The sequence below is a fragment of the Testudinibacter sp. P80/BLE/0925 genome (assembly GCF_053570785.1).
Genome location: NZ_CM131636.1, coordinates 1,366,202 through 1,386,988, shown reverse-complemented (window position 1 = coordinate 1,386,988; position 20,787 = coordinate 1,366,202). Strand labels below are relative to the sequence as shown.

The following is a 20,787-nucleotide window of genomic DNA, read 5'->3' as shown; positions in this document are numbered from 1 at the left end:
TTATCCGAAGTAAGAACGCCTACGAGCAGATGGCGCATAGCACATAATCAGGGAATCGGCTAAGTTCGGCGATGGAATGCCACGCTTTGCCATGTCTTTTTTGCTTTCAACCTTTACCCGACCGTTATTGTCATAATCAATTCGTGGGCGGGATAATTCAGCTTTTAAATATTCAAGCTCCGAAATATCCCCCGACAAGCTAATCAATTCATCAACGGGGTAAGTATCGCCAAACTCAATAGCTCGGTAGGTTTTATAAAAGCGATCACGCACGCCCCACCATGCCTGAGCTTTGATGTTGGCAAACATATCTTTGTTTTTCTTGCCTGCGATATAATCATTTTCAGGCAAGGCAACTGCACCACCAGCATTAAATCCGTCAGCCTCAATTGAATTTTTTTCTAGCCTGCGGTTGTAATACGCTTTCACGCCCGCCCCAACGCCGATAGAATCGTAGATGATTTTATTGGCGACAAAATCCATTGCATTTGTCAACGTTCGGTCTGCTGATGTAATAACATCACCACCTTTCCACGATTTGCAATCAAGAACAATTGAGCCGTGGGCAAGGCAGTTAGCGTTACTGTCCGCCCCTTCGTCGGCGACATCAAATCCGATTCGTTTTTCACCGAGCGCTTCAAATCCTAACTTGATATGCGCATTAACTGCGGCATCAATCCAAAGCGGTTTGATAACGGCTAAATCACTATCCGCTACAGGCTCACCAAGCCATACATGGCGATATAGCTCATAATCCCGCTCTTTGCACTCTTCCATTTCTCGCCGTAGCGTGTCAGGGAAAAACTCGTTTGCATCGTAGTTGATTTTAAGGATAACACTGTCTTTCGGCGGATTAACAATAAACCGTTGGTAAGTGTCATCGAGAATATTTTTAGGGTTAAACGACAGCCAAATTTCGGAACCATCTTTCCGGATAGTTGGGATTAAAATATCCCAGCTCTCTTTTGATACGTTCTCGGCTTCTTCGATCCAACAAATATCCACGCCCTCAAGCGACTTGATTTTAGTCGGATTGTTTTTAATGCCGTAAAACAAAAAATTTGAACCCGTTGCAAGGTGATAAATACGGTTGCGCTGCACATCAAATTCGGTCTGATAACCGCAGCGATCTATTGTGTCAGAAAGCAACTGAATGACTGAATCACTGATTGAGTTTTGCAACTCCCGACCGCAAAGTATGCGGCAGTTTATCCGCCTTGAAATCTCAATCAACAATCTTGCAATCGTCCACGATTTACTGCTACCACGTCCACCGTAAGCAATCTTATATCGGTGCGGCTTGATGAAATCCAAGAAAGCTGAATTAAGTTTCTGCGTCATCGCTAAATAATTCCCTTAACGATTTTCCGATATTCAGTGAGCCGTCACTGGACGTAACGTCCACGATCTGCTTATCCAATCCTAACAATTTAGCTTTGCCCATTGTTGCTGAAGTGGCAGCGGCTGCTTGTGGTGTTGATGCGGTTAATGCGGCTTGTCGGTTCTCTTCCAGCTCTCGGAGTAGGTCATCAACAGTGATGTTGTGGCGTTTTACATGACCGCTTTGTAGCTCCTCAATACGGACCGTGATCGGACCGTTCTTAAGTAACTCCTTAGACCTGCTATTAATTGTTTCTGTTTTCATTTTTTCTGCGTTATACGCCTGCCGATACGCCTCACTCGCATTGCCTGTTTCGATATACACTTGGCAAAACTTCTCTTGCTTCGGCGTTAATCCACCACGATTAGACGTGGATTTAGTCACTGTCTTTGTCATGGTAAATCCTTAAAAAATAGCTTGCCTATTTGTGTGTATATGTGTATAATTGACCTCGATTAAGACAAGGAGGAAGCATGCACTCAAGTGACTTAATCAAGGAGCTTAAAGCGATTGGTTGTTATTTCGTTAGGCACGGTAAAGGTGATCACCAGATATGGTTTTCACCGAGGACAGGGAAAACATTTCCACTTCCTCACCCGGTCAAAGATTTAAAAATCGGTACTTTAAAATCCATCAAAAAATCGGCGGGGCTTTAGCTCCGCCGAGCTTAGACAAGGAGAAAATATGTTATTTACTATCGGCGTTGAAAGCCCAGATAATCAAGATCAAGCCTATGGTTTAGTTGTACCCGCATTATTCACACATAATCACAGTTGCTTCAGTGCAGCCGATGAGCAGGACGACATCCTGCCAATGGTGACAGATGTCATTCGATTAACGCTAGAAAGCCTTGTTGAAAGCGGAGTTGATATTAGCGAAATTAAAGATCGAGGCTTTAAGCACTACAAAACACTTGAAGACTTTGATCATTGCGATACTTGGCTATTGATTGATTTTGACATATCGGAATATTTAGGAAAAAAACAACGCGTCAATATCAGCATGCCTGAATATTTATTAAAACGAATCGATCAACAAGTTGCAAATCTATCGGGGCTATATAAAGACCGCAGCCACTTTCTTGCAACCGCTGCTCACCGAGAGCTGTATGCTCACGCAAAAGCAGATTAATCATTTGGATCGATAAAACCGCACTTTATTGATATTTACCCCGCAAATTTTCGCACTTTGCGGGGATTTTATGCTTCATTTGATTAAATATCCAAAAATAAATCAAACTGTTTCAGTTTAGCAGCCTCACGTGCAATGGCTGATTTTTCCTGTTTGCGTTGATTTAGCGCCTTGCCCGCAGCTGAGCCATTCTTGGCTGATTCCTTTTCTCTTTCGGCAAGCTCTGCTAACCGCTGCTTAATTCGATCTCGGCTTGCAATGCCTGTCGTCCAATAATCCCATAGGACTTCGTAACATTCGACTTGATAGCGAATGAGCTTGTCGTGCAATTCTGCATTAACTCGCTTAACGTCAATACCAAATAACCAGCCATTCAGGTAATGAAGTGGAAGTAATAATGTTTTCTGGACACCACCATTAGAAGGTGTGTCCATCATGATCACCCCTTTGCTTAACACCTCATGCCTCAATATCCGCTTACGCTGCGCGCGCCATTGCAAACCAATATTCTCAGCAATGTTCTTCATTAAAACGTAAGGCTTGCCATCATAATCAACAATTGAGATTTCCGTTCCTAAAAACGGAGCTTTTAAAATCTTCATATTTCAATTCCTATTGTCCTTGATTTTTTTGGAAACCCGCAAGAAAAGGCTATCAAGGATCGCAACTTCGCCTTTTGTCAGGTGTACATCCCTATCTTGCGGATAATAAAAAACCCGACCATTGCTGATCGGGTTGTATTAAAAATGAGGGCGACTAATAAGCCGCCCTTTACTAAATGCCATCTGTCGGGTTTGATGGCACTCGGTATTTCTTTTCCCATCTAATGAGCCCGTCAATTCGACTTGCGCAAATATCACGCTCATGCTGCACCTTGCGCAGATACTGAATAGCATCGCCGTAAGTTTTGCCGGTGAATGCCGTTTGTTCGCATGGCACTAGATAAATCGACGGTGGGAATAAATATTCAGTCTTTATGACCGGCTCACTGCTGCAACCGCTTAATAACACCGTCAGGCAAAGCAACGGCAGCACAATCCTGCGCTGATAGCTCGACTTTAATCGCTGTTTGATCGTCATCTGCTTGTGTCCTTTGCTGTGTTTCAAGTGCGGTTTGCTGTTGGATAGCTTCACGCTCTGCGGTCAGCTGTGATTTGGTTTGATTAAGACTGGTTTGTAGCGTGGTGATTTGCTGTGCCTGCTGCTGGCTTAAAGTGCGGTATTCGTCAAGGTTTGATGTTAACCACCACCAATAGCCAAGTATGGCAACAATGACAGCCACCACCGCTAGCCACTTTGGATTAAGCCGTAACATATTCACCTCGATCAAACATTCGACGGTTGCGCGCCCGGCGGTTTGCTAATCCCTGCGAAAACTCTAATTCTTTCGTGCGTGGATTGCGTAGCTTGTTCCAATACCCGATAGCTTCGCTGGCTTTTTTGATATTGCCTCGATTAAATTCACGCAGTGCGGTTGACTTACTGAATGCGCCGACGCCGATGTTAAACGTCAAATTCACAAATGCGTCAAACTGCTGCTGAGTGATTGGGCGTTTAACGTGATAATTCACCCCATTTTGTGCAATGCGCACATCTTCACGCAAAAGCTCTAGGGATTTTTCGGCGGTAATCGTCATGCCTCTATGCACCGGCACGCCGTCAACTTTACCGGTATGCCCGGTTCCAATCGTCCAGATTCCCGCGCCGTCAAGATAAGCTGTTAACCTGTTGCCCTCGTCATATTGCAATGCTCTTAATCCGTCTGCGCTAATCTCTCTCATCTGGCACGTCCTCGCCGTAGGCATCGTTATCATTACGGGTATTAAATGGGTAATCGCTTTGTTTTACCCTCTGATTAACAAATTTAAATAAGTATTCCCGCAGTTTCTCGGTTCCGATAAATCCAATCATCACGCCCGCGAAATTCGAATATTCTTGGTGACCGAAAACCTGCTCTATCATTGGTGTTGCGGAATAGGTGATTAACGCGCAGATCAATGCGTCAAATGTTAAATCCCAAAAGTTACGCTTGCGCCGTAAAAACAGCGTCCTCAGCACCACTGCAATCACCGATGATAATGCGTAGCTAAATGGCGGGCTGCCGATATTGTTTAGCAACCACTCCCATATTTGCGCCCACACGTCAGGACTTCTTGTCGGCATAGCCGCCTCTCTTATCCCGTTTTGCGGGCAATAAAAAACCCACCTGTTACAGTGGGCGTTGGTTTTTGCTAATATGGCATTTCTCCTTAGCCATTTTAACAACCGTATTTTTCACACAAGGATTCAATATGAGCAATCAATTCAATATCCCCGATCGTGTTTCTGTCTCTTGCACGCAGTGCGGAAATAAGCAACTGGAAGCCGTCAAAGACGCTCAGGGTGAGTTTACCCACGCTATCTGCCATGACTGCGGAACGCACATTACAAAAAATGAAGCCCTCGACCAAGCCAAGCAAGCGGCACTGAATAGCGTTAGGGATTCGCTCAAGGATATGTTTAAACGCCGATAATTCGGTGAGTGCGCTTTCCATTTCTGCGCACTCAATTTCAATATTGATAGCCATATTGACCCCAATAAAAAAACCCGACCGGCGAACCGATCAGGGTTATGAAAATTAAGCTCGGTGAACATCAATTACACAATGCCCACCCTTACACAGAATCGTATATCAAGTTGTCAGGTTAGTCAATAGCAAAGTTTGATATTTTTAAGACTATTCCACCCCATATTTAACCTAATCATCTCTTTTAGCAACATATCATAGATATATTCCTCAGCCCTTGAGATGACCGATTTGATTTCACGTTGAAAATAAGATTTAGAGGGTATTCGATAGCTAGACATTCCTCTATGATTCTGCATGATTCTTGGCTTCGCTGTATCAAAAAGCATATTTTTAATCTTATTATCCGTCATTCGATGTATGTATTTCATGTGTATAATTTTTTGTGCTTGATCGTCTATCCTAGCTAAGTATTGATCGATAACTTTGCACAATAACAATGCTTGATCGTCAGTGATTGAACAAGCCTCACCAAATGATGAGGGGGCTACTGATTCCATAAATCGTGCAATCATATTAAATTGGCGCTTATCTAATCTTCCGGAACGCACCCATGCACCGAAACTGCACAGCTGAGTTTGAATCCATTCTTGTTGCTCTTTATTTAGCTTGCTTTCGTACATCATGACCCCTTAGCTTCCAATGCTTTCACTTTTTCTTTGTAGTGTTTGATCACCGCTTTAATTTCATCAATGCTCATTTTTGCCGGTGGGTGATCTTGCCGCTCCAAAAACTCGACCTTATCCGCCCCGATTTTTTTAATCAGATTGATCCGATACTCAATGGCGTTGCCGCTTTTGTGGTTGTTACACGGTGCGCATTGCTTATGCACATTGAGTTCGCAAAACCGTAGTTCAGGCGCTGCGCCAACACTGCGATAATGCCCTGCGTGATACTGCCCTTGATGATGCCTGCCGCACGATATGCAGGGTTCGTCTTTATCACGCAGCCGGATAAACTTGTTAAACACCGCTTGCGCATCTCTGAGCCAATCAGGGCGACGTTTTAGCCGCTCTTTTCTCTCTTTGGTTCGTTTGCGCTCTTCTTTGGCTTGCTTCAATTCCGCTTGAGTGCGGCTAAATGCCATCGCGCAACCGACTGAACAGACCTTTTGCAACGAATTGACTGAGTAAAACAGATTGCCACACTGCTTGCATTTCTTGGGTTTCATCTCTTTAGTCATCAGAATCCATTCCAGCCCTCGTTAACCATAAATCACCCCCATTTTTTCGGCGATTGCTGCAACCAAAAAAAACGTACCGGCTTGTGCTGCGGTAGATTTGCCAAGGACAAGACTAATCACCACAAAAATCATCAATATCAGTAAAAACCAGCTAGCCATTCCAATCCTCACTATTCATCGTAATAATCCCCGCCCGAACTCATCACCCCAAAATCCACTGCGGCTTGAATCATATATCGCACCGTAGCAGCGCCAACCAAAATCCCGATAATTGCTAATGCCGTCATCGCAAATAATCCTCTACCGCCAACATAAAAAATCCGAAATGCACACCAGCCAAAAACATAAATAATGGATCAATGCCATCTCCGATCGTAAATGCGGCAATCACACAAACCGTAGATACAGCAGCAAACATTAACGGCGACATCAATTTCATCATCGTAAATAATCCCCATCTAAAAATGCTCTAAGTCTGCTTGGGTAATCAACTAACCCGCGTTTAAACTCTCTCCAAAAATAACCATCTCCAAGATAAAAAAGCCCCTCAATAGTTATCATGGCTACGTAAAACGGCAGGAATAAGATTGCTGCAACCACATAAATAGTGAGATAAGCAAACATCAGCAACGCTTCCCACCAGCGATAACCTATATCCTTGCGCATGACAACCACTGAAATTGCACTGGTTATCACCGATAGCCCAACAATAAAAATCATCACAAAACCAATCATTTTTTAATCACCTCATCGTCGCTAAACCAGCCGCACGAACGGCATTTCGTGCCGGATATAACTTTTCCATCGCCGTCTATAGCCGTATTTGATGTTGACTAGCACGCTATCAACGCCGTAAACCTCATGTACTCTGATCCACCACCACAAAAACAACGCTGGAATGCCAATTAGAACCACGCTAAGAATTAAAATAGTCATTATGATTTCGATCATTTTCCTGCTTTCTCCGCTCTACGCTGCTTGCGATTTTTTGATTCCGTTATTACTTCGATTTTTCTAGTCATAAGCCAAGCTGCCACCGCTGCTTCAATAGCTGCCTTTCTGGCTTTGTCGCTTAGTGTGTTCTTAAGATTCATCGTTCTTGCCATTTTGGTTCACCTTGCTACTTTCAATTTTGGTACACTCGTAAACATTCTTGCCGACATAAAATCGCCCTAATTTTTCACATTCTGTAGCAACCGTTTGATGAGCAAAAAACCAACCATAAAGCCATGCGGCAAAGCAAAAAATCAACGTTGCCGCCATCTTTTTATCAAATGCGGACCATAGGACAAATCCAGCAACAGCAAGGGTTGAGACCACTAAAACGTACTTTCTCAACACCGCCCCCTAAAAAAAGCTATAAAGCTGATTAATCACGTTCTGATCGGTCGTGCCATTAAACACCGTTCTAATTGCGGTATTAATAACATCGCTCAAACACTTGGCCCGCTCAGTGTTATCCATCTGATCAAATTTCAAACTTTGTGCCTCCTGTGTGATTTCGCCCGTGTCAAAGTTAATCAGCTCATCGTAGTAACCAGCCAAAATAATCAGCCGTTTGCGGAAGTGATCGAACTGCTTTTTCTCATTGGCAAATTCAACCACCGAGCCTGTAGCTACCCAATGTTCAAAGCAAAATTTAAAAAATGAAAATAGCTTGCGGTGCAATTTGGGATTGTTAATTTTTTTAATCTCAACAACATAAATCCCACCGTTTTCAAGCTGTTTGAAGTCATCAACAAACATCTCATCAGCTGGACAAAGTACGCCGCCGGGATTTTTAATCATCTCAGCTTTCATGCTGCTACCTTTTCAAAGTCATCAATACCGATGTAGCGAGTAACCAACCCCCAGTTCTTTTGTTTTTGGTTGAAAATCGCAATCATATTTCCGCGACTAACCTTGGTTCTTTCGCCCGTAACGGGGTGATAAAATGCGATTCGATCGCCAACAATAAAACGGATCTCGGTAGCATTTTCCTGAATTGCTTTAAACCACTTAGTGCTAATATCGACCGGCAGCACCATGATTACCGTGCAATTGTTGTTCTTAAATAAATCAACTGCACGCTCTACAAATGGTTTTGGCTTGCTGTAAGGTGGATTGATGAAGACAACCTCGTTACTTAATTCATAGGTTAAAAAATCCATTTCTTTTGTGATAAAACGGTCACATTTTGCATTTGTTCCGTCAGTGCAACCGTCAATCGTGATCCCAAATTCCGCATCTAAATCGGCATAAATTTCATCTGGGGTTTGATATGTGTCTTTGTCAAATTCCATTTCAGATCCCTCTTCCTGTTTTACGGGTGTTATTCATTGGTTTTTCGGTGCAAAATCGATTGGCTTCGGCTTGATCGCAATCCACAAAGTGCCCTTTCTCAAATCGCATATATGCTGTAGCTAAATCCCCAAATCGGTTTTTAGTCACAATGGCTTCGGAGTATGGATTGTCATTGTTTTTGGTGTACGCGCTTTCGCGGTACAGCATGATGATTCTGTCCGCATCTTGCTCAATTGATCCTGAATCACGCAAATCTGAGTTGACTGGGCGCTTGTCTGCGCGCTCATCAACCTTACGATTAAGCTGTGATAACAAGATAATCGGTACATTAAAATTTTTGGCGAACGTCTTTAACGCCCACGTGGTTTCCGTGATTTTTTGTACGGGGCTATCCGACTTGCAACTGTGATTAATCAAGCCTAAATAGTCGATCACGATTGCCGATAACGGCTCTTTGTCCAAGTGACGTTCCGCAATGGCGCAGATTTCACGTTCGCTCAGCCCGCTACGATCAACGAAATACAGCTTGTGTTCTTGCGTGCGCTCGATAAAGTTAGCAATCTGTGCGTATTGATGATCGTCAATACCACGCGCTTCACGCAATGACTGCACGGCAATACCCGTGCCTGCACTCAACAACCGATCCATCAACTGGATATTGCCCATCTCAAGGCTAAAAAACAGCACCGACCCTTTTTTCTCCACGATATTACGGGTAAGCGTGAGCGCAAATTCGGTTTTACCCGTGCCAGGACGACCTGCAACCACCACTAAATCGTTGTTATTGATTCCGCCTAGTGCGTTATCCACGCCCTGCAATCCTGTGTACAACAAGCGCTGCGAAAAGTCTTTTTTCGACCGTTGCTCAAATACCTCTAGGTAGGTTTCGAGCAGTTCGCCCATTGCTACAGGTACAATATTCGCGCGAGCCTCCAGCAGTGATTGCATTTTTTGCAAGCCATCAGCCGCAATATTTGTGGTTTCTTCGTCGGTTCTTGCCGCTTGTAGATTACTGGCCGCCTCTAGGAAAAACTTAACAGCTTGCCGATTGATCCAAGCAGACCGCACTTTTTCTGCGTAGCCGTTCAAGTTAGCCGCTGATGCGGTGTTTTTAGCAATCTCTGCCAGCAACGCAAAATCAGCACCAAAATCTTGATTCAGCAGCACGATGTCGATCAGGTTATCCTTTCTCGCTTGGTTGCGGATGTTATTATAAATTTCCCCAAGGTAGTGACTTCCAAACATTTCTGGTTCTAGCCAAACCATCACATCACGCGCCCGTGCGCTCAAGCCACCGATCAGAAATGATCCAACTAACGAATACTCAATGGTATGGATTCTATCGGTCATAGCCCACCCTCACGTACTCGGATCACCGTGTCGGATCGCAAGGCATAATCAAAATTGGCTTTCCAATCCCGATCGTTCTCGCCAGTGTGGAACGGTTTTAAATCTGCGAAAAAATACTGAAAATACGCCCGTGCACAATCCAGCGTCGGCTCTTTGATTTCCACCATGAATCGTTTGATTGCCTTGCGGCGCTTATCATTCAGGGCAACACAAGCTGGCAACACTTGCCCTGATTTATCGTTTTCCTCGTTGTAGGCATCAACCACTGCTTGATAATCTACACGGATTGATTTTTTCTTCTCGCCAGCGGGTAAGGCTTCGGCGGTAGCCGATTCCTCAAAAGTATCGTCAGATGCTTTTGGGGGTAGGGGGTTATTGTTGTAATCTAATGTAGTAGTTTCTTGATCAATAACGAAATCGGTTTTCCCTTGCTCCCCAAATCGGGATTCCCCATTTCGGGAAGATGGGTTTTCACAGGTCGGCAAATCGGTTTTCCCTTGCTCCCCAAATTCAATCATTAACTCATCAAAAACCGCCAAATCCAATTTGAAGTAGAGGCGGTGTTCAAGGCGTTTATAGGTTTCATTCAGCACGCCTAAGCTCACTAATTTCTTCCGAGCTGAACGCAATTCTTCCAGCGTTAAACCTGTCTCATCACAAAGCTCTTCAAGCTGCTTGTACACCCCTAAAGGGTTATCTGTTTTGTCGGACCAATAAAACAACTGGGAAAATAAGATTGCCGCAGTTGCACCACCTAAAGGGCGAGCCAAATCTTTATAATAAGCAACTGGTCTGCCAATTAATTTCAATACCTGACTTGCTCTCATAGCCCAAGCTCCCGAGTAATAATTTTGATACGCTGTTCATATTGTTTTGGCGATAAGTTTTGCGCCTGTAATTTGCGTTTCATCGCTTCGTACAGCTGCGCTTTTTGCATTGGCGTTAGTTCTGATAATTCCTTTGCTGCTAACATGGTTAAGCCTCCAGCCAGTATTGCTTAACGTGTTTACCGGACGGCTCTTTGATTGTTTCGCTGTGAATGTCATGCCCTTGCTTTCTCAAGTCATAAATCCGCGCGGAAAGCCGCAAACAACCGAAGCGTTTTAACGCTTCAAGTGATGTTAATCGCTCCCCTTTCCGAAAGGCTGTCAGAATTAATCGGCATTGTGTTGCCGACTCTGACTCGTTTTTATTGACGTTAATTTTTATTTTTGCCATAATGACCTCGTTTTTATGGTTGTTTAAAAAACAGCACTAACCGCAGTTCCCGCTGCGGTTTTTTATTGCCCAAAATATTTCTCACGCAGCCGCAACTCAAAGCCGGTACTCATCAGCAACAAAGCCTCTAAATCCTGCTTGCTCACGCAAACTTGCGTGTTTTTGTCGTAAACACCGACATCAACAGCGGACAACAAATTAAAAAATTGCGTTAATTTGTCGCCATTTTCGCCGACTAAACGGCTAACTGTGGTTGGACTACAGCCCATTTTGTCCGCAGTAACCGCTTGCGTTTGTCCGTGATAAAATTTATCCATCACCAGATCGGAAATCGGTATTGCGGATCGTGTTAATTCATTGCGTGCCATTGCGTACCGCCGTTGATAAATTAGCGCGAAAGTAAAGCGCTAAATTCTGAATTTATATCTTCCGCCTTTACTTTTTTAGCAGTAGCCGCTTCAATTTTCAGGGCGTTTTCTAAAGACACTCGGCTTCCATTTAGCCATTTACTTACGGCGTTTTGACTTACGTCACAGGCTAAAGCTAAATTCTTCTGAGAGCCAAGAACCCTGATCGCTTTTTCGATAGCTTCACTCATAGTTATATCCTCACTTGAACTATAGCTATAAATAATATAGCTAAAGCTATCCAAAGTAAAGTGGTTTATATCTATGGTTGTTTGAAGTCTTAAAACTAAAGTTTTAAAATGTGTGAAATTTAATAGGGGGCTTTATGACTACACTTGCTACAAGATTACAAGCGGCGAGAAATAACGCAGGATTAACACAGGTTCAGCTAGCAGAAAAGGTTGGCATATCTCAAAATGCAATTCAAAAAATCGAATCTGAGCAAACAAAAGCGACTAGACACATTTTGAAAATTGCCAATGCGTTAAATGTTAATCCCGAATGGCTAGAAACAGGCAATGGTAGCCCAACACTGCAATTAATTGAGACAAAGAAAATAGAATCAAATGTCGGAGAATTAGGTACGTTTGATTTATGGGATCGACACACGCCAATGGGCGATGATGAAGTCGCCGTGCCTTTCTACAAAGACATCAGACTAGCCGCTGGAAATGGGCTTGCGGACGATATAGCAGACTACAATGGCTTTAAATTGCGCTTTTCAAAAGCCACATTGCGCCGAGCCGGTGTGCAGTATGAAAATGCTGTTTGTGTTACAGCATCCGGCAATTCGATGGAGCCAGCCATGCCAGACGGTGCAACAGTAGGCGTGAATTTAGGTGATAAAAATATTAAAGATGGACAAATGTACGCGATCAATCATGGCGGATTGCTACGGATCAAAATCCTTTATTTGCTACCAAACAGCGAAGTGAGGATTAGAAGTTATAACACCGATGAACATCAAGACGAAGTGGCGCACCTCGAGGATATTTCAGTTATCGGGAAAGTTTTTTGGTGGTCGGTTCTGCTTTAGCTACCGCCGGAAGCGGTAGGTTTGGAATTTGCGCTGAACTTAATAAACTTAGTGGAGTAAACCAAAATGGTTAATGATGTAATGACAGTGCAAGACGCTGACATCAGGGTTATCGAGCAAAGCGGAGAGGATTACATCAGTCTTACCGATATGCTCAAAGCAAAAGACGGTGAGTTTTTTATCAGTGATTGGCTTAGAAACCGCAATACGCTTGAATATATTGGCATCTGGGAAGAAATCAATAACCCAACTTTTAATTATGGCGAATTCGCCACAATTAAAAATCAGTCTGGGCTAAATCGCTTTAAAATCAGTGTGAAAGAGTTTGTAGCACAGACAAACGCAATCGGATTGCAGGCAAAAGCTGGTCGTTATGGCGGAACTTATGCCCATAAAGATATCGCATTAGAATTTGCAATGTGGATTAGCCCAGAGTTTAAACTTTACTTAATTAAAGAGTTTCAGCGGCTAAAACAGCAAGAAGCGCAGCAAAACAAGCTGGAATGGAATGTTAAACGAATTTTAAGCAAAACCAACTACCGCATTCATACTGATGCAATCAAAGCTCACTTGATTCCACCATTACTCAATACAAAACAACAGGGCTTTATTTATTCAAGTGAAGCAGACATCCTTAACCAAGCAATGTTTGGGACAACAGCAAAGAAATGGCGTGAAGAAAATAGCTCCTTGAAAGGAAATATTAGAGACCACGCGAGTGTTGAGCAATTAACTGTATTAGCTGCCTTAGAAAGTCAAAACGCATTACTAATACAGCAGGGATTACCACAAAACGAACGGCTAGCAATTCTAAATCGCTTGGCAATCCAACAAATCAACTCAATTCTTGAAAGTAAATCGTTAAAACAGTTAAAAGATAAGCCGCTACTCATAGAATGACATTTCCACACCAGGAAAATTCAATGTGAGAATCGAACCTGAAAAGCAGCCCCGAAAGGGGCTTTTTTCTTGCCTAAAATTGTTCAATAACCCCACCGAAACAGTTCATTTGTTCATTGAACAGTTCACTGACCTGTTCACTTAACTGTTCATTTGTTCAATGATATTGTGATCTAGCTCACAAAATACGCAATCAGCAGAAATTTTTTCAAATTATTTTTCTTTTAAAAACAACCAAATAAACCTAAAGATATATGAAAACCTAAAATAAAACAACTTTAGCTATTTACAATATACAACTTTAGCTATATTATACACCCATACCAACGAGATGCAGCACCGAATCTCACGCTCTTTAACAATCTGGACTCATGCGAGATATAAGTTATCGGCTGATTTAAGCCGAGTAACCCCCGAGCAGAAAACTGTGTGTGTTGTAGCGAAAAGAGGCGCTACCACAATCAAGGGCAGCGCTGCTTATATCCCAAGAAAATCCCGAAGTATGCGGATTGAGGCCTGTCAGAGGCAAGGCGAACGCCTCATGGACTTGTAACTAGCAAACGCGGCTAAAAATGCGTGACGTATCGGAGAGGCGATAATTTAGTAGTAGATTGGCAGCAGCTGAAAGGGATAGCTTTATTTCCGCCCTGTGGCTGGTAATTGGTCGGTATAGGGATTGATTACGTTGCGGATGCACTCACCGCAATTGCGCAAAGAAGCCCGCAAGGGTGAGCTGTCTATACATAAAATCCGAACCCCACAAGCGGCAATTCGGTTATCAGCAGCGGATAGGCATAGGCTGCAATGATATGAGATGTCAAAGTTTAGACTTTTGGGGAGCGCAAAAGTCGAGTGCAAATTAGCGGTAAATGATAGTCGGCATAGGGACGATTCAGCAGATGACGCAATCACATCTGTCGCACAAAGAAGCTAGCAATAGTGAGCTGTCTATGCCAATTGGTTGAAGCAAATAGTAGCGGGCTCTGCACTTGCAACGGCGGAAACTGAAAGTTTAGCGAATGGGGCGGCTACCGAGCGATCGGAAATAGTGAACAACAGTAGGCTAAACAAATAGCAAAACCAATTGAAGCAAACGAGGCTGTTAAAGTTCAGCTTAAAAACTGATTGCACCATCACAAACCGTATTTACGGAAACCCAATTATCAATGCCGAATGCTTGATTTATCAAGCAGGGCGCAACGATTTGCGAAGACACGTTAGACAAGTGCGGTTTGTGATGGTTATTAAAGAGGAAAAAATCATGAAAGTGACACTAGTCGAAATTAAAGAAAAAAGCGAAAGCCTGTCTGATGCGGATAAAGAAGACATCAAGCAGGCTGTTTTAGATAACTTTAGACGTAGAAATGATATCCATGTTGCTGAGTTAATTGAGGCAATTGCATTAATTAACAAAAGCTAGCCAAAATACCCAACTGAGCCGGATGTTAAGTTTTCTTGCAATTCATCTGCCAAGTTTTTGATGAAACTCGCAATATCTGACGGGTGATCAGCCGCCCTTAAGCTTTTTAAAACAGCTTTTGGGCAACTTTCAAGTAAAGAGTGAGTTAGTTTAATTGCTAATTCCTCTGCTGATTTACGATCCATTTTACTCATAACAAATTCCTTATTTTCTGTTGGGGGATTTCATTATAAATCCTTATCTGTTGGGGAACAATAAGGGACTTGAGCCTTGCAAGGATAAAGAAAGGCGGCTATCTCAAAGTGTTTCGGGCAAAAGTGTCAAGAATGCTTTGAGATGGTTACACCACTTAGCCGATGTGGTCAAAATCGGCACCATGACATTTCCTTTATGTTGAGTTGTTCGCCCTCTTTATGAGGGCTTTTTTATGAATAGGGGCTGAATTATGTTTCCGAAAATCAATCTTTATGGCGTGCTGTTTATCATTGGGCTTGCCACTATTTTAGGCTTTGGCTGCCACCCGGTAACAGCGACAACCGCACTTGTACCCGATACCGATTATTACAACCACACTGCCGATTTAGCGGTTTACACACCAACCGCAGCAGAAAAGGCAGAAGGCGATCGCATTTGGATTGCCGAAAATGGCGAATATCAACCGAATTTAACCGCAGCGCAAGAAAGCGAAATCCGCTTAATCATTAACTCAATGCAAGCCGAGACAAAGCGTGAAAGAAATTAGATACGAAGCTACCGTTATTGAGTGTAACGGCGGATTTTATGGCGAAATTGCTGCATTTGTCGGTGATTCTTGGGTCAAGAAAGTCCACACCGAAACTATGCGCAACAAGCATTGCGCCAATATTGCGCTGAGAAATGCCGTGTCCCGCTACAACAAAATATATGGCACTAAAATACCGCTCCCGATACCGTACCGCGAATTGAGAACGACCGGGAGCGATTCAGACACGCCGGATAGGGCAAGATTATCCGGCATAACACTGCGAGGGATTTAGTATGCAATGTATTATCACAAATAGCTTAAACCGCTATCAGGCGGAAATTGACAAGCAAGCCGATGAAGATGCCGAGATTGAACGCATGGCGAAAAAACTAACCGATCAACTGCAACATGAGGACACCGACGAAGCGGAAAAGCTACGTGCAGACGTGTTCGAATATGTCTGCATCTCAGATGAAATCTGCGATTTGTTAAGACACACCACCGATCCAAAAATCCGCGATTTTATCAATGCTACATTACTCAACATCGCAACCGATGAATTTTATTCGGAAATACCGTATTAGGGGGATTTATGGATAACCTAGATCGAGCCATAAACGAGCTACTAGCGCAGGAGCAGGCATCAAAAAAACTGCGCTATAAACTCCATAATGAAAATATCAAACGTCTATTGGCAGATGTTGGCTACAGCGAACTGATCGAAATGATAGACGCTATCCACTCTGAACAATTCGCAAAAGATGAAATCGCAACAGCAAGGACAATGCAATGAAACTCTACCAAATCACCGGGCAATACCAAAATATAGCCGCCCTCTTGGACGATCCAGAATTGGCAGAAAATCAAGATGTACTATCGGCACTCGACAGCATTCAAGATGATTTTGAAACTAAGGTTGAACAAACCATTTTCATCATGAAAAACATTGAAGCCGAAATCGAGCCGATAGACGCTGAAATCAAGCGTCTGCAAGCAATGAAAAAGGCACGGCAGAATAATATTGATCGCATTAAAGATCGGCTTAGAGCCAATATGCAGGCTATCGACAAGAGCAAGCTGAAGTGCGGTTTATTTAGTGTGAGTTACCGTATTGCAAGCGGAAACAAGCTACAGCTGGACGAAGCCGAATTTCTAGCAAATTGCTACGATGAAGAACTGATCGTGCATTCCGTCAAGCCAAATAATGCCGCCATTAAAGCCGCATTGAAAAACGGTGCGGATATATTAGGTGCAAAACTGGTTGATAGTGAAGTCTTAACGATTAAATAGGGGGATATATGAAATTCCAAAAGGCAGAACGTAAAAAGTCAAAACTCCGCTTGGCTTTAACCGGTCCTAGTGGTGCGGGGAAAACCTACGGTGCTTTATTGCTTGCAAGCGGCATTAGTAAAAAAATTGCCGTTATCGACACCGAGAAAGGCAGTGCCTCGCTTTACTCTAATCTAATTGATTTTGATGTTTTAGAGCTTGAGCCGCCACACTCGCCTGAACGCTATCGCCAAGCCTTAAAACTCGCAGTAGAGGCAGGCTATGAGGTGGTAATTATTGACTCAATCACGCACGAATGGTCTGGCGTTGGCGGTTGTCTTGAAATACTCGAAAACATAGCAAAGGCAAAATATCGAGGTAATACATGGAGCGCATGGAATGAAGTCACCCCACGCCACAGGGCGTTTATTGATGACTTACTTGCTGCGCCGGCACATATTATCGTCACAGCACGCAGTAAAACGGAAACTGCACAAGTTGAAGTGAATGGGCGTAAGCAAGTGCAGAAGCTAGGCATGAAAACAGAACAGCGTGATGGTATCGAATATGAATTTACAACCGTGTTGGATATTATCCACGATGGGCATATCGCCACGCCAAGCAAGGATCGAACAGGGATTTTTGATATTTCCACGCCTGAAAAATTGAGCAAAGAAACGGGGCAAAAGATCGTTGAATGGCTTGAATCAGGTGTGGAAATCCCTGAAACCCCAAAGCAACCAGAACAGCAAGAATCCTCGCAGCACTCGACCCAGCAGGCTTCCAATTCTACAAATTCTAACGGAACTGCTACTGACAAATTTATCATGTTGGCTGCTGGAAAAACCACGATTGAAGATTTAAATGAGTTATGGGCAAAGGCTGAACCGCACATTAAAGAAAATGAACACCAAACCTATAGTGATGCCGTGCAAGCGTATGAATTGCGGTTAAATCAATTAGCTAATACATAAGGAGAATATCAATGGCAGGCGTAAATAAAGTCATCATCGTGGGGAATTTGGGCAACGACCCAGAAGCCCGCACAATGCCGAACGGTGAACAAGTTGCCAGTTTCAGCGTAGCCACTAGCGAAAGCTGGACGGATAAGCAATCGGGCGAAAAGCGAGAGGTCACCGAATGGCATCGCATCGTGCTGTATCGCCGTTTAGCTGAAATTGCCGGTGAATACCTGCACAAAGGCAGCAAAGTGTATGTCGAAGGGCGTTTGAAAACCCGTAAATGGCAAGATCAAAACGGGCAAGATCGCTACACCACCGAAATTCAAGGCGACAACCTGCAAATGTTAGATTCGCGTGGCGATCGTCAGCAGGGCGAGCAACAACAAAGCAAACCGACATCAACACCAGCGCAGCAGCAAGAACCAGATTTTGATGATGATATTCCGTTTTAGGGTGAGCAATGAAAAAATCTATCCAACTCACCCCACTTTGCCCCTATTGCGGTAAATTTTCCGCCAAAGTCACGGGCAAGAAAGTGTATCCACACCGAAAAGACCTATACGGCAAAACCTTTTACTTGTGCGAGCCGTGTAATGCCTACGTGGGCTGTCACCCTAATACCGATAAGCCGTTAGGTCGGTTGGCGGACGAACAATTGCGCACAGAAAAGAAAAAAGCCCATTCTGCATTCGACCCAATTTGGCGTAAAGGATTTATGAAGCGCGTGGAAGCTTACGCGTGGCTATCGGAAACCCTAGGAATACCAAAATCAGAAACGCATATCGGCATGTTTGATGTTGATATGTGTAAAAAAGTACAACACGAAGCCGGTAAAAAACTGGCTTTTTTATTGGAGAAACAAAATGAAACAATTTGATTTAGAAAAAGCCCTAGCAGGAGCGCCAGTCGTGCTGTGTAACGGTGAAAAAGCCTACGTCTTAGCGGATATGCGCAAGCTAGCGCCGAATATCGATCCTGAAAGCGAAAAAGCCTTACAAGGCGTCGTCATCTCAGATTGCTATGGCTTTATGGCGTTATCGTGGACGGTCTATGGGCGCTGTTTTAATAGCGGAAAATTTAATTACGACATAGTCGGAATGTGGCAAGAGCCGAGAGCAAACGTCACGGTTACGTTTCCGAAACCGCTCACTCATGACGAAGCTGTGGAACTAGGCACATTTTATTCGGTACAAATTCCGCACAAAGAAGAGCAAGATATTATCAAATATATAAAATGGTATGACACATCAGGATTGAATGTTGATAAAGGTCTATTCTTTGCGACGAGAGAAGATGCGGAAGCGTTTGTTAAAGCAATCATGCAAGCAAAGGGGTAAAAGATGAAGATTGAAGTAAATAAGCCATATAGAACTCGCAGCGGTTTAAAGGCGGTTGTGCTTTTAAACACAGCATCTTATCAGATCCAACACATTAACACCCCGTTAATCGGGTATGTCGAGTCAGACATGGGGCACCGATATTATCAATCATGGGATAATAAAGGTTGTTGCGATAACCGCGGTTATGATGAAGGTCGCAACATTGTCGGCACATGGATCGAACCTCAACCGAAAGTAACTTTACTAGAGTTACCAGCCCCAGTTAAGAAAGTCAATGTAGGTGACGAGTATTGGATTATACAGGACGACAGAGTTGTTCGAGTAATTTACCTCGCACACAAAGTACAAACACGTTACCTCAGCTGCGGTCGCCTATATGCATCTGAATCAGACGCAAAGGCTTGGCTAAATGCGATGAAAGGTGCAAGGAGATAAAAATGAAAAAAATGGATACCAGCAGTGCTACGCCCATCACTCAGTGATGAGGCGTTGAAAGAAGCGTTCTTAGCTGAATGGGTGGCTGAAAATTATGCCGATGAAATTCAGGAAGAAAAAAAAGAATACCATGACGGTGAAGATATTGACGTAAAGCATATATCTTATTATGAAAATATTAATGAATCATGGTGTTACTGGAAAGATAATGATGACACGGCAGAACGCCTTATCAAATACCATAACTGGACATTCACCACAGCCACCGAATTTGCTGAAAAAGATTTGTATTGGGCCGCCAGAAAGCATACAGACAAACTAAGCAAGCAATGGATCGAAGAAAACGGCTATACCCTACCGTTTTCCGTTGGTGCGCGAGTTAAATATCGTGAATACGAAGGCGTAATTGTCGAAGATAAAAAAAATGAGCATTTACCGCTTGGTAAGGTTGCAGTATTAACCGATGATCAAGCCGAAAAAAATCGCCAAAACGAAGAACGTGGAGTAATCATGCGGCATGGCGGTTATATCTGTAAGTGGGAAGAATTAACCTTGATCGATGAGGCTGGTAATGACATGGATTAAGACTTACAGCGGCAAACACATTGACTACTCCAACCCAAGCGCTGACTCGATATGCATTACTGACATTGCACACCATTTGAGCCTAGAAAACCGCTTTTGCGGTCAAAGTTCAGTAGCTTATTCAGTGGCTGCGCATTCGCTACTTTGCCTCGATATAGCTCGCAAGCGTGGCTATTCGCCGTATTTGCAATTGCGTGTTCTTATGCACGATTTTCACGAGGCGTATGTTAAAGATGTGCCGACGCCGCTTAAAAAATTACTCCCCAATTTTAGGCGGCTGGAAGCGCAATTTGAAACGCTGATCGAGAATAGATATTGCTTGTCAAAACTAACAAAAGCGGAGTTAGCGGAAATCAAGCACGTGGATTTAGTGGCCCTGAAAATGGAGCGTGAAGCACTTTTGACGGACGACAGCGATTGGGAACAGCTCAGAGGCATTCGATCAGTTGATGGCGTAACCGTGCCAATGCTAACGCCAAAAACAGCCGAAGTGATGTTACTGCAAGCGTTTGGCGAGTGTTGGCGTGCGGCATACCCTCAAAATGATACCAATCTACAGGGTTTCAACTACGCAGTTCAATTAGCTGCGGCATAAC

The 20,787-nt window shown here is 43.5% G+C and carries 40 protein-coding genes; 17 read left to right on the top strand and 23 right to left on the bottom strand.

The window, feature by feature from the left end; all coding sequences use genetic code 11:
* Together ACWA5Z_RS06690 and ACWA5Z_RS06685 are read right to left on the bottom strand one after the other, a co-directional pair.
* Positions 1–1,341, bottom strand: coding sequence for a PBSX family phage terminase large subunit (locus ACWA5Z_RS06690; RefSeq protein WP_449343142.1), 1,341 nt, complete (start codon positions 1,339–1,341; stop codon positions 1–3).
* A complete protein-coding gene (locus ACWA5Z_RS06685) occupies positions 1,325–1,777 on the bottom strand; it encodes a terminase small subunit (protein ID WP_449343141.1) in 453 nt (150 codons plus the stop codon). The genes ACWA5Z_RS06690 and ACWA5Z_RS06685 overlap by 17 nt, the downstream gene beginning before the upstream one ends.
* A gap of 77 nt (positions 1,778–1,854) precedes the next feature.
* Here ACWA5Z_RS06685 and ACWA5Z_RS06680 point away from each other — a divergent pair, with 77 nt between their 5' ends.
* Both ACWA5Z_RS06680 and ACWA5Z_RS06675 read left to right on the top strand, forming a co-directional pair.
* Positions 1,855–2,037, top strand: a complete 183-nt coding sequence (locus ACWA5Z_RS06680; protein ID WP_449343140.1) for a type II toxin-antitoxin system HicA family toxin — start codon at positions 1,855–1,857, stop codon at positions 2,035–2,037.
* Between the two features lie 28 nt (positions 2,038–2,065).
* Positions 2,066–2,512: a type II toxin-antitoxin system HicB family antitoxin gene (locus ACWA5Z_RS06675; protein WP_449343139.1), complete on the top strand. Its 447-nt coding sequence runs from the start codon at positions 2,066–2,068 to the stop codon at positions 2,510–2,512.
* An 83-nt stretch (positions 2,513–2,595) separates the two neighbouring features.
* Here ACWA5Z_RS06675 and ACWA5Z_RS06670 read toward each other — a convergent pair whose 3' ends face one another.
* The 5 genes from ACWA5Z_RS06670 to ACWA5Z_RS06650 all read right to left on the bottom strand — a co-directional run bounded on the left by ACWA5Z_RS06670 (position 2,596) and on the right by ACWA5Z_RS06650 (position 4,675).
* Positions 2,596–3,114, bottom strand: a complete 519-nt coding sequence (locus ACWA5Z_RS06670; RefSeq protein ID WP_449343138.1) for a phage antirepressor N-terminal domain-containing protein — start codon at positions 3,112–3,114, stop codon at positions 2,596–2,598.
* Between the two features lie 172 nt (positions 3,115–3,286).
* Positions 3,287–3,592, bottom strand: coding sequence for an Rz1-like lysis system protein LysC (lysC, locus tag ACWA5Z_RS06665; RefSeq protein ID WP_449343235.1), 306 nt, complete (start codon positions 3,590–3,592; stop codon positions 3,287–3,289).
* Positions 3,498–3,827: a DUF2570 family protein gene (locus ACWA5Z_RS06660; protein WP_449343137.1), complete on the bottom strand. Its 330-nt coding sequence runs from the start codon at positions 3,825–3,827 to the stop codon at positions 3,498–3,500. Before ACWA5Z_RS06660 ends, lysC begins: the two co-directional genes overlap by 95 nt.
* Positions 3,814–4,293, bottom strand: coding sequence for a lysozyme (locus tag ACWA5Z_RS06655; RefSeq protein WP_449343136.1), 480 nt, complete (start codon positions 4,291–4,293; stop codon positions 3,814–3,816). The genes ACWA5Z_RS06660 and ACWA5Z_RS06655 overlap by 14 nt, the downstream gene beginning before the upstream one ends.
* Positions 4,280–4,675 (bottom strand): phage holin, lambda family, encoded by a 396-nt coding sequence (locus ACWA5Z_RS06650; protein WP_449343234.1) that lies wholly within the window; start codon positions 4,673–4,675, stop codon positions 4,280–4,282. The genes ACWA5Z_RS06655 and ACWA5Z_RS06650 overlap by 14 nt, the downstream gene beginning before the upstream one ends.
* Positions 4,676–4,803: 128 nt before the next feature.
* Here ACWA5Z_RS06650 and ACWA5Z_RS06645 point away from each other — a divergent pair, with 128 nt between their 5' ends.
* On the top strand, positions 4,804–5,025 hold the full coding sequence (locus ACWA5Z_RS06645; RefSeq protein ID WP_449343233.1) for an ECs_2282 family putative zinc-binding protein: 222 nt from the start codon (positions 4,804–4,806) through the stop codon (positions 5,023–5,025).
* 176 nt (positions 5,026–5,201) lie between these two features.
* Here ACWA5Z_RS06645 and ACWA5Z_RS06640 read toward each other — a convergent pair whose 3' ends face one another.
* The 15 genes from ACWA5Z_RS06640 to ACWA5Z_RS06570 form a co-directional block, all read right to left on the bottom strand.
* Positions 5,202–5,705, bottom strand: coding sequence for an antiterminator Q family protein (locus ACWA5Z_RS06640; RefSeq protein WP_449343232.1), 504 nt, complete (start codon positions 5,703–5,705; stop codon positions 5,202–5,204).
* Positions 5,702–6,262 carry a recombination protein NinG gene (locus tag ACWA5Z_RS06635; RefSeq protein WP_449343231.1) on the bottom strand — a complete coding sequence of 187 codons (561 nt, stop codon included), beginning with the start codon at positions 6,260–6,262 and terminating at the stop codon, positions 5,702–5,704. The genes ACWA5Z_RS06640 and ACWA5Z_RS06635 overlap by 4 nt, the downstream gene beginning before the upstream one ends.
* Positions 6,263–6,283: 21 nt before the next feature.
* A complete protein-coding gene (locus ACWA5Z_RS06630) occupies positions 6,284–6,421 on the bottom strand; it encodes a hypothetical protein (protein WP_449343230.1) in 138 nt (45 codons plus the stop codon).
* Positions 6,422–6,545: 124 nt separating this feature from the next.
* Positions 6,546–6,704: a hypothetical protein gene (locus ACWA5Z_RS06625; protein ID WP_449343229.1), complete on the bottom strand. Its 159-nt coding sequence runs from the start codon at positions 6,702–6,704 to the stop codon at positions 6,546–6,548.
* Positions 6,701–6,997: a hypothetical protein gene (locus ACWA5Z_RS06620; RefSeq protein ID WP_449343228.1), complete on the bottom strand. Its 297-nt coding sequence runs from the start codon at positions 6,995–6,997 to the stop codon at positions 6,701–6,703. Before ACWA5Z_RS06620 ends, ACWA5Z_RS06625 begins: the two co-directional genes overlap by 4 nt.
* Positions 6,998–7,209: 212 nt before the next feature.
* Positions 7,210–7,368 carry a hypothetical protein gene (locus tag ACWA5Z_RS06615; protein WP_449343227.1) on the bottom strand — a complete coding sequence of 53 codons (159 nt, stop codon included), beginning with the start codon at positions 7,366–7,368 and terminating at the stop codon, positions 7,210–7,212.
* Positions 7,346–7,600, bottom strand: a complete 255-nt coding sequence (locus ACWA5Z_RS06610; protein ID WP_449343226.1) for a hypothetical protein — start codon at positions 7,598–7,600, stop codon at positions 7,346–7,348. Before ACWA5Z_RS06610 ends, ACWA5Z_RS06615 begins: the two co-directional genes overlap by 23 nt.
* 9 nt (positions 7,601–7,609) lie before the next feature.
* Positions 7,610–8,062: a DUF1367 family protein gene (locus ACWA5Z_RS06605; RefSeq protein ID WP_449343225.1), complete on the bottom strand. Its 453-nt coding sequence runs from the start codon at positions 8,060–8,062 to the stop codon at positions 7,610–7,612.
* Entirely contained in the window at positions 8,059–8,544 is a 486-nt protein-coding gene (locus tag ACWA5Z_RS06600; protein WP_449343224.1) for a phage N-6-adenine-methyltransferase, read from the bottom strand. Before ACWA5Z_RS06600 ends, ACWA5Z_RS06605 begins: the two co-directional genes overlap by 4 nt.
* A gap of 1 nt (position 8,545) precedes the next feature.
* Positions 8,546–9,895 (bottom strand): replicative DNA helicase, encoded by a 1,350-nt coding sequence (locus ACWA5Z_RS06595; RefSeq protein WP_449343223.1) that lies wholly within the window; start codon positions 9,893–9,895, stop codon positions 8,546–8,548.
* On the bottom strand, positions 9,892–10,722 hold the full coding sequence (locus ACWA5Z_RS06590) for a DNA replication protein (RefSeq protein WP_449343222.1): 831 nt from the start codon (positions 10,720–10,722) through the stop codon (positions 9,892–9,894). The genes ACWA5Z_RS06595 and ACWA5Z_RS06590 overlap by 4 nt, the downstream gene beginning before the upstream one ends.
* Positions 10,719–10,868: a hypothetical protein gene (locus ACWA5Z_RS06585; protein ID WP_449343221.1), complete on the bottom strand. Its 150-nt coding sequence runs from the start codon at positions 10,866–10,868 to the stop codon at positions 10,719–10,721. The genes ACWA5Z_RS06590 and ACWA5Z_RS06585 overlap by 4 nt, the downstream gene beginning before the upstream one ends.
* A 2-nt stretch (positions 10,869–10,870) precedes the next feature.
* On the bottom strand, positions 10,871–11,113 hold the full coding sequence (locus tag ACWA5Z_RS06580) for a helix-turn-helix domain-containing protein (RefSeq protein ID WP_449343220.1): 243 nt from the start codon (positions 11,111–11,113) through the stop codon (positions 10,871–10,873).
* A 62-nt stretch (positions 11,114–11,175) separates the two neighbouring features.
* Positions 11,176–11,481, bottom strand: coding sequence for a hypothetical protein (locus ACWA5Z_RS06575; RefSeq protein ID WP_449343219.1), 306 nt, complete (start codon positions 11,479–11,481; stop codon positions 11,176–11,178).
* Positions 11,482–11,501: 20 nt separating this feature from the next.
* Positions 11,502–11,711, bottom strand: a complete 210-nt coding sequence (locus ACWA5Z_RS06570) for a Cro/CI family transcriptional regulator (RefSeq protein WP_449343218.1) — start codon at positions 11,709–11,711, stop codon at positions 11,502–11,504.
* 134 nt (positions 11,712–11,845) lie between these two features.
* Here ACWA5Z_RS06570 and ACWA5Z_RS06565 point away from each other — a divergent pair, with 134 nt between their 5' ends.
* The 3 genes from ACWA5Z_RS06565 to ACWA5Z_RS06555 all read left to right on the top strand — a co-directional run bounded on the left by ACWA5Z_RS06565 (position 11,846) and on the right by ACWA5Z_RS06555 (position 14,876).
* On the top strand, positions 11,846–12,556 hold the full coding sequence (locus ACWA5Z_RS06565; protein WP_449343217.1) for an XRE family transcriptional regulator: 711 nt from the start codon (positions 11,846–11,848) through the stop codon (positions 12,554–12,556).
* Between the two features lie 66 nt (positions 12,557–12,622).
* Positions 12,623–13,456: a KilA-N domain-containing protein gene (locus tag ACWA5Z_RS06560; RefSeq protein ID WP_449343216.1), complete on the top strand. Its 834-nt coding sequence runs from the start codon at positions 12,623–12,625 to the stop codon at positions 13,454–13,456.
* Positions 13,457–14,717: 1,261 nt separating this feature from the next.
* A complete protein-coding gene (locus ACWA5Z_RS06555) occupies positions 14,718–14,876 on the top strand; it encodes a hypothetical protein (protein WP_449343215.1) in 159 nt (52 codons plus the stop codon).
* Here the strand turns inward: ACWA5Z_RS06555 and ACWA5Z_RS06550 are convergent.
* Positions 14,873–15,070 carry a hypothetical protein gene (locus ACWA5Z_RS06550; protein WP_449343214.1) on the bottom strand — a complete coding sequence of 66 codons (198 nt, stop codon included), beginning with the start codon at positions 15,068–15,070 and terminating at the stop codon, positions 14,873–14,875. The genes ACWA5Z_RS06555 and ACWA5Z_RS06550 overlap by 4 nt on opposite strands.
* A gap of 251 nt (positions 15,071–15,321) precedes the next feature.
* Here ACWA5Z_RS06550 and ACWA5Z_RS06545 point away from each other — a divergent pair, with 251 nt between their 5' ends.
* From ACWA5Z_RS06545 to ACWA5Z_RS06495, 11 genes are all read left to right on the top strand, one after another.
* Positions 15,322–15,618, top strand: coding sequence for a hypothetical protein (locus ACWA5Z_RS06545; RefSeq protein WP_449343213.1), 297 nt, complete (start codon positions 15,322–15,324; stop codon positions 15,616–15,618).
* Positions 15,619–15,893: 275 nt separating this feature from the next.
* The gene (locus tag ACWA5Z_RS06540; protein ID WP_449343212.1) at positions 15,894–16,184 is read left to right on the top strand and encodes a hypothetical protein; all 291 of its coding nucleotides are present in this window, start codon (positions 15,894–15,896) and stop codon (positions 16,182–16,184) included.
* A gap of 8 nt (positions 16,185–16,192) precedes the next feature.
* Entirely contained in the window at positions 16,193–16,393 is a 201-nt protein-coding gene (locus ACWA5Z_RS06535) for a hypothetical protein (RefSeq protein ID WP_449343211.1), read from the top strand.
* Positions 16,390–16,890, top strand: a complete 501-nt coding sequence (locus ACWA5Z_RS06530; RefSeq protein WP_449343210.1) for a siphovirus Gp157 family protein — start codon at positions 16,390–16,392, stop codon at positions 16,888–16,890. The genes ACWA5Z_RS06535 and ACWA5Z_RS06530 overlap by 4 nt, the downstream gene beginning before the upstream one ends.
* Positions 16,891–16,898: 8 nt before the next feature.
* The gene (locus ACWA5Z_RS06525) at positions 16,899–17,843 is read left to right on the top strand and encodes an ATP-binding protein (protein WP_449343209.1); all 945 of its coding nucleotides are present in this window, start codon (positions 16,899–16,901) and stop codon (positions 17,841–17,843) included.
* An 11-nt stretch (positions 17,844–17,854) separates the two neighbouring features.
* Entirely contained in the window at positions 17,855–18,283 is a 429-nt protein-coding gene (ssb, locus tag ACWA5Z_RS06520) for a single-stranded DNA-binding protein (RefSeq protein WP_449343208.1), read from the top strand.
* Between the two features lie 8 nt (positions 18,284–18,291).
* Positions 18,292–18,708: a zinc-finger-containing protein gene (locus ACWA5Z_RS06515; RefSeq protein ID WP_449343207.1), complete on the top strand. Its 417-nt coding sequence runs from the start codon at positions 18,292–18,294 to the stop codon at positions 18,706–18,708.
* The gene (locus ACWA5Z_RS06510) at positions 18,695–19,168 is read left to right on the top strand and encodes a hypothetical protein (protein WP_449343206.1); all 474 of its coding nucleotides are present in this window, start codon (positions 18,695–18,697) and stop codon (positions 19,166–19,168) included. The genes ACWA5Z_RS06515 and ACWA5Z_RS06510 overlap by 14 nt, the downstream gene beginning before the upstream one ends.
* 3 nt (positions 19,169–19,171) lie before the next feature.
* A complete protein-coding gene (locus ACWA5Z_RS06505) occupies positions 19,172–19,606 on the top strand; it encodes a hypothetical protein (protein ID WP_449343205.1) in 435 nt (144 codons plus the stop codon).
* A gap of 24 nt (positions 19,607–19,630) precedes the next feature.
* Positions 19,631–20,191, top strand: coding sequence for a hypothetical protein (locus ACWA5Z_RS06500; RefSeq protein WP_449343204.1), 561 nt, complete (start codon positions 19,631–19,633; stop codon positions 20,189–20,191).
* The gene (locus tag ACWA5Z_RS06495; RefSeq protein ID WP_449343203.1) at positions 20,178–20,786 is read left to right on the top strand and encodes a hypothetical protein; all 609 of its coding nucleotides are present in this window, start codon (positions 20,178–20,180) and stop codon (positions 20,784–20,786) included. Before ACWA5Z_RS06500 ends, ACWA5Z_RS06495 begins: the two co-directional genes overlap by 14 nt.
* Position 20,787: the final 1 nt, after the last annotated feature.

Bases quoted from the DNA above. Each gene is read 5' to 3' on its own strand.
- ACWA5Z_RS06635 (WP_449343231.1), bottom strand. From the start codon at position 6,262: ATGACTAAAGAGATGAAACCCAAGAAATGCAAGCAGTGTGGCAATCTG.
- ACWA5Z_RS06585 (WP_449343221.1), bottom strand. From the start codon at position 10,868: ATGTTAGCAGCAAAGGAATTATCAGAACTAACGCCAATGCAAAAAGCG.
- ACWA5Z_RS06675 (WP_449343139.1), top strand. From the start codon at position 2,066: ATGTTATTTACTATCGGCGTTGAAAGCCCAGATAATCAAGATCAAGCC.
- ACWA5Z_RS06530 (WP_449343210.1), top strand. From the start codon at position 16,390: ATGAAACTCTACCAAATCACCGGGCAATACCAAAATATAGCCGCCCTC.
- ACWA5Z_RS06515 (WP_449343207.1), top strand. From the start codon at position 18,292: ATGAAAAAATCTATCCAACTCACCCCACTTTGCCCCTATTGCGGTAAA.
- ACWA5Z_RS06630 (WP_449343230.1), bottom strand. From the start codon at position 6,421: ATGGCTAGCTGGTTTTTACTGATATTGATGATTTTTGTGGTGATTAGT.
- ACWA5Z_RS06620 (WP_449343228.1), bottom strand. From the start codon at position 6,997: ATGATTGGTTTTGTGATGATTTTTATTGTTGGGCTATCGGTGATAACC.
- ACWA5Z_RS06495 (WP_449343203.1), top strand. From the start codon at position 20,178: ATGACATGGATTAAGACTTACAGCGGCAAACACATTGACTACTCCAAC.
- ACWA5Z_RS06590 (WP_449343222.1), bottom strand. From the start codon at position 10,722: ATGAGAGCAAGTCAGGTATTGAAATTAATTGGCAGACCAGTTGCTTAT.
- ACWA5Z_RS06670 (WP_449343138.1), bottom strand. From the start codon at position 3,114: ATGAAGATTTTAAAAGCTCCGTTTTTAGGAACGGAAATCTCAATTGTT.
- ACWA5Z_RS06545 (WP_449343213.1), top strand. From the start codon at position 15,322: ATGTTTCCGAAAATCAATCTTTATGGCGTGCTGTTTATCATTGGGCTT.
- ACWA5Z_RS06640 (WP_449343232.1), bottom strand. From the start codon at position 5,705: ATGATGTACGAAAGCAAGCTAAATAAAGAGCAACAAGAATGGATTCAA.
- ACWA5Z_RS06650 (WP_449343234.1), bottom strand. From the start codon at position 4,675: ATGCCGACAAGAAGTCCTGACGTGTGGGCGCAAATATGGGAGTGGTTG.
- lysC (WP_449343235.1), bottom strand. From the start codon at position 3,592: ATGACGATCAAACAGCGATTAAAGTCGAGCTATCAGCGCAGGATTGTG.
- ACWA5Z_RS06535 (WP_449343211.1), top strand. From the start codon at position 16,193: ATGGATAACCTAGATCGAGCCATAAACGAGCTACTAGCGCAGGAGCAG.
- ACWA5Z_RS06605 (WP_449343225.1), bottom strand. From the start codon at position 8,062: ATGAAAGCTGAGATGATTAAAAATCCCGGCGGCGTACTTTGTCCAGCT.
- ACWA5Z_RS06625 (WP_449343229.1), bottom strand. From the start codon at position 6,704: ATGATGAAATTGATGTCGCCGTTAATGTTTGCTGCTGTATCTACGGTT.
- ACWA5Z_RS06685 (WP_449343141.1), bottom strand. From the start codon at position 1,777: ATGACAAAGACAGTGACTAAATCCACGTCTAATCGTGGTGGATTAACG.
- ACWA5Z_RS06510 (WP_449343206.1), top strand. From the start codon at position 18,695: ATGAAACAATTTGATTTAGAAAAAGCCCTAGCAGGAGCGCCAGTCGTG.
- ACWA5Z_RS06580 (WP_449343220.1), bottom strand. From the start codon at position 11,113: ATGGCAAAAATAAAAATTAACGTCAATAAAAACGAGTCAGAGTCGGCA.
- ACWA5Z_RS06690 (WP_449343142.1), bottom strand. From the start codon at position 1,341: ATGACGCAGAAACTTAATTCAGCTTTCTTGGATTTCATCAAGCCGCAC.
- ACWA5Z_RS06645 (WP_449343233.1), top strand. From the start codon at position 4,804: ATGAGCAATCAATTCAATATCCCCGATCGTGTTTCTGTCTCTTGCACG.
- ACWA5Z_RS06660 (WP_449343137.1), bottom strand. From the start codon at position 3,827: ATGTTACGGCTTAATCCAAAGTGGCTAGCGGTGGTGGCTGTCATTGTT.
- ACWA5Z_RS06565 (WP_449343217.1), top strand. From the start codon at position 11,846: ATGACTACACTTGCTACAAGATTACAAGCGGCGAGAAATAACGCAGGA.
- ACWA5Z_RS06595 (WP_449343223.1), bottom strand. From the start codon at position 9,895: ATGACCGATAGAATCCATACCATTGAGTATTCGTTAGTTGGATCATTT.
- ACWA5Z_RS06560 (WP_449343216.1), top strand. From the start codon at position 12,623: ATGGTTAATGATGTAATGACAGTGCAAGACGCTGACATCAGGGTTATC.
- ACWA5Z_RS06570 (WP_449343218.1), bottom strand. From the start codon at position 11,711: ATGAGTGAAGCTATCGAAAAAGCGATCAGGGTTCTTGGCTCTCAGAAG.
- ACWA5Z_RS06540 (WP_449343212.1), top strand. From the start codon at position 15,894: ATGCAATGTATTATCACAAATAGCTTAAACCGCTATCAGGCGGAAATT.
- ssb (WP_449343208.1), top strand. From the start codon at position 17,855: ATGGCAGGCGTAAATAAAGTCATCATCGTGGGGAATTTGGGCAACGAC.
- ACWA5Z_RS06525 (WP_449343209.1), top strand. From the start codon at position 16,899: ATGAAATTCCAAAAGGCAGAACGTAAAAAGTCAAAACTCCGCTTGGCT.
- ACWA5Z_RS06555 (WP_449343215.1), top strand. From the start codon at position 14,718: ATGAAAGTGACACTAGTCGAAATTAAAGAAAAAAGCGAAAGCCTGTCT.
- ACWA5Z_RS06505 (WP_449343205.1), top strand. From the start codon at position 19,172: ATGAAGATTGAAGTAAATAAGCCATATAGAACTCGCAGCGGTTTAAAG.
- ACWA5Z_RS06575 (WP_449343219.1), bottom strand. From the start codon at position 11,481: ATGGCACGCAATGAATTAACACGATCCGCAATACCGATTTCCGATCTG.
- ACWA5Z_RS06615 (WP_449343227.1), bottom strand. From the start codon at position 7,368: ATGGCAAGAACGATGAATCTTAAGAACACACTAAGCGACAAAGCCAGA.
- ACWA5Z_RS06550 (WP_449343214.1), bottom strand. From the start codon at position 15,070: ATGAGTAAAATGGATCGTAAATCAGCAGAGGAATTAGCAATTAAACTA.
- ACWA5Z_RS06600 (WP_449343224.1), bottom strand. From the start codon at position 8,544: ATGGAATTTGACAAAGACACATATCAAACCCCAGATGAAATTTATGCC.
- ACWA5Z_RS06655 (WP_449343136.1), bottom strand. From the start codon at position 4,293: ATGAGAGAGATTAGCGCAGACGGATTAAGAGCATTGCAATATGACGAG.
- ACWA5Z_RS06680 (WP_449343140.1), top strand. From the start codon at position 1,855: ATGCACTCAAGTGACTTAATCAAGGAGCTTAAAGCGATTGGTTGTTAT.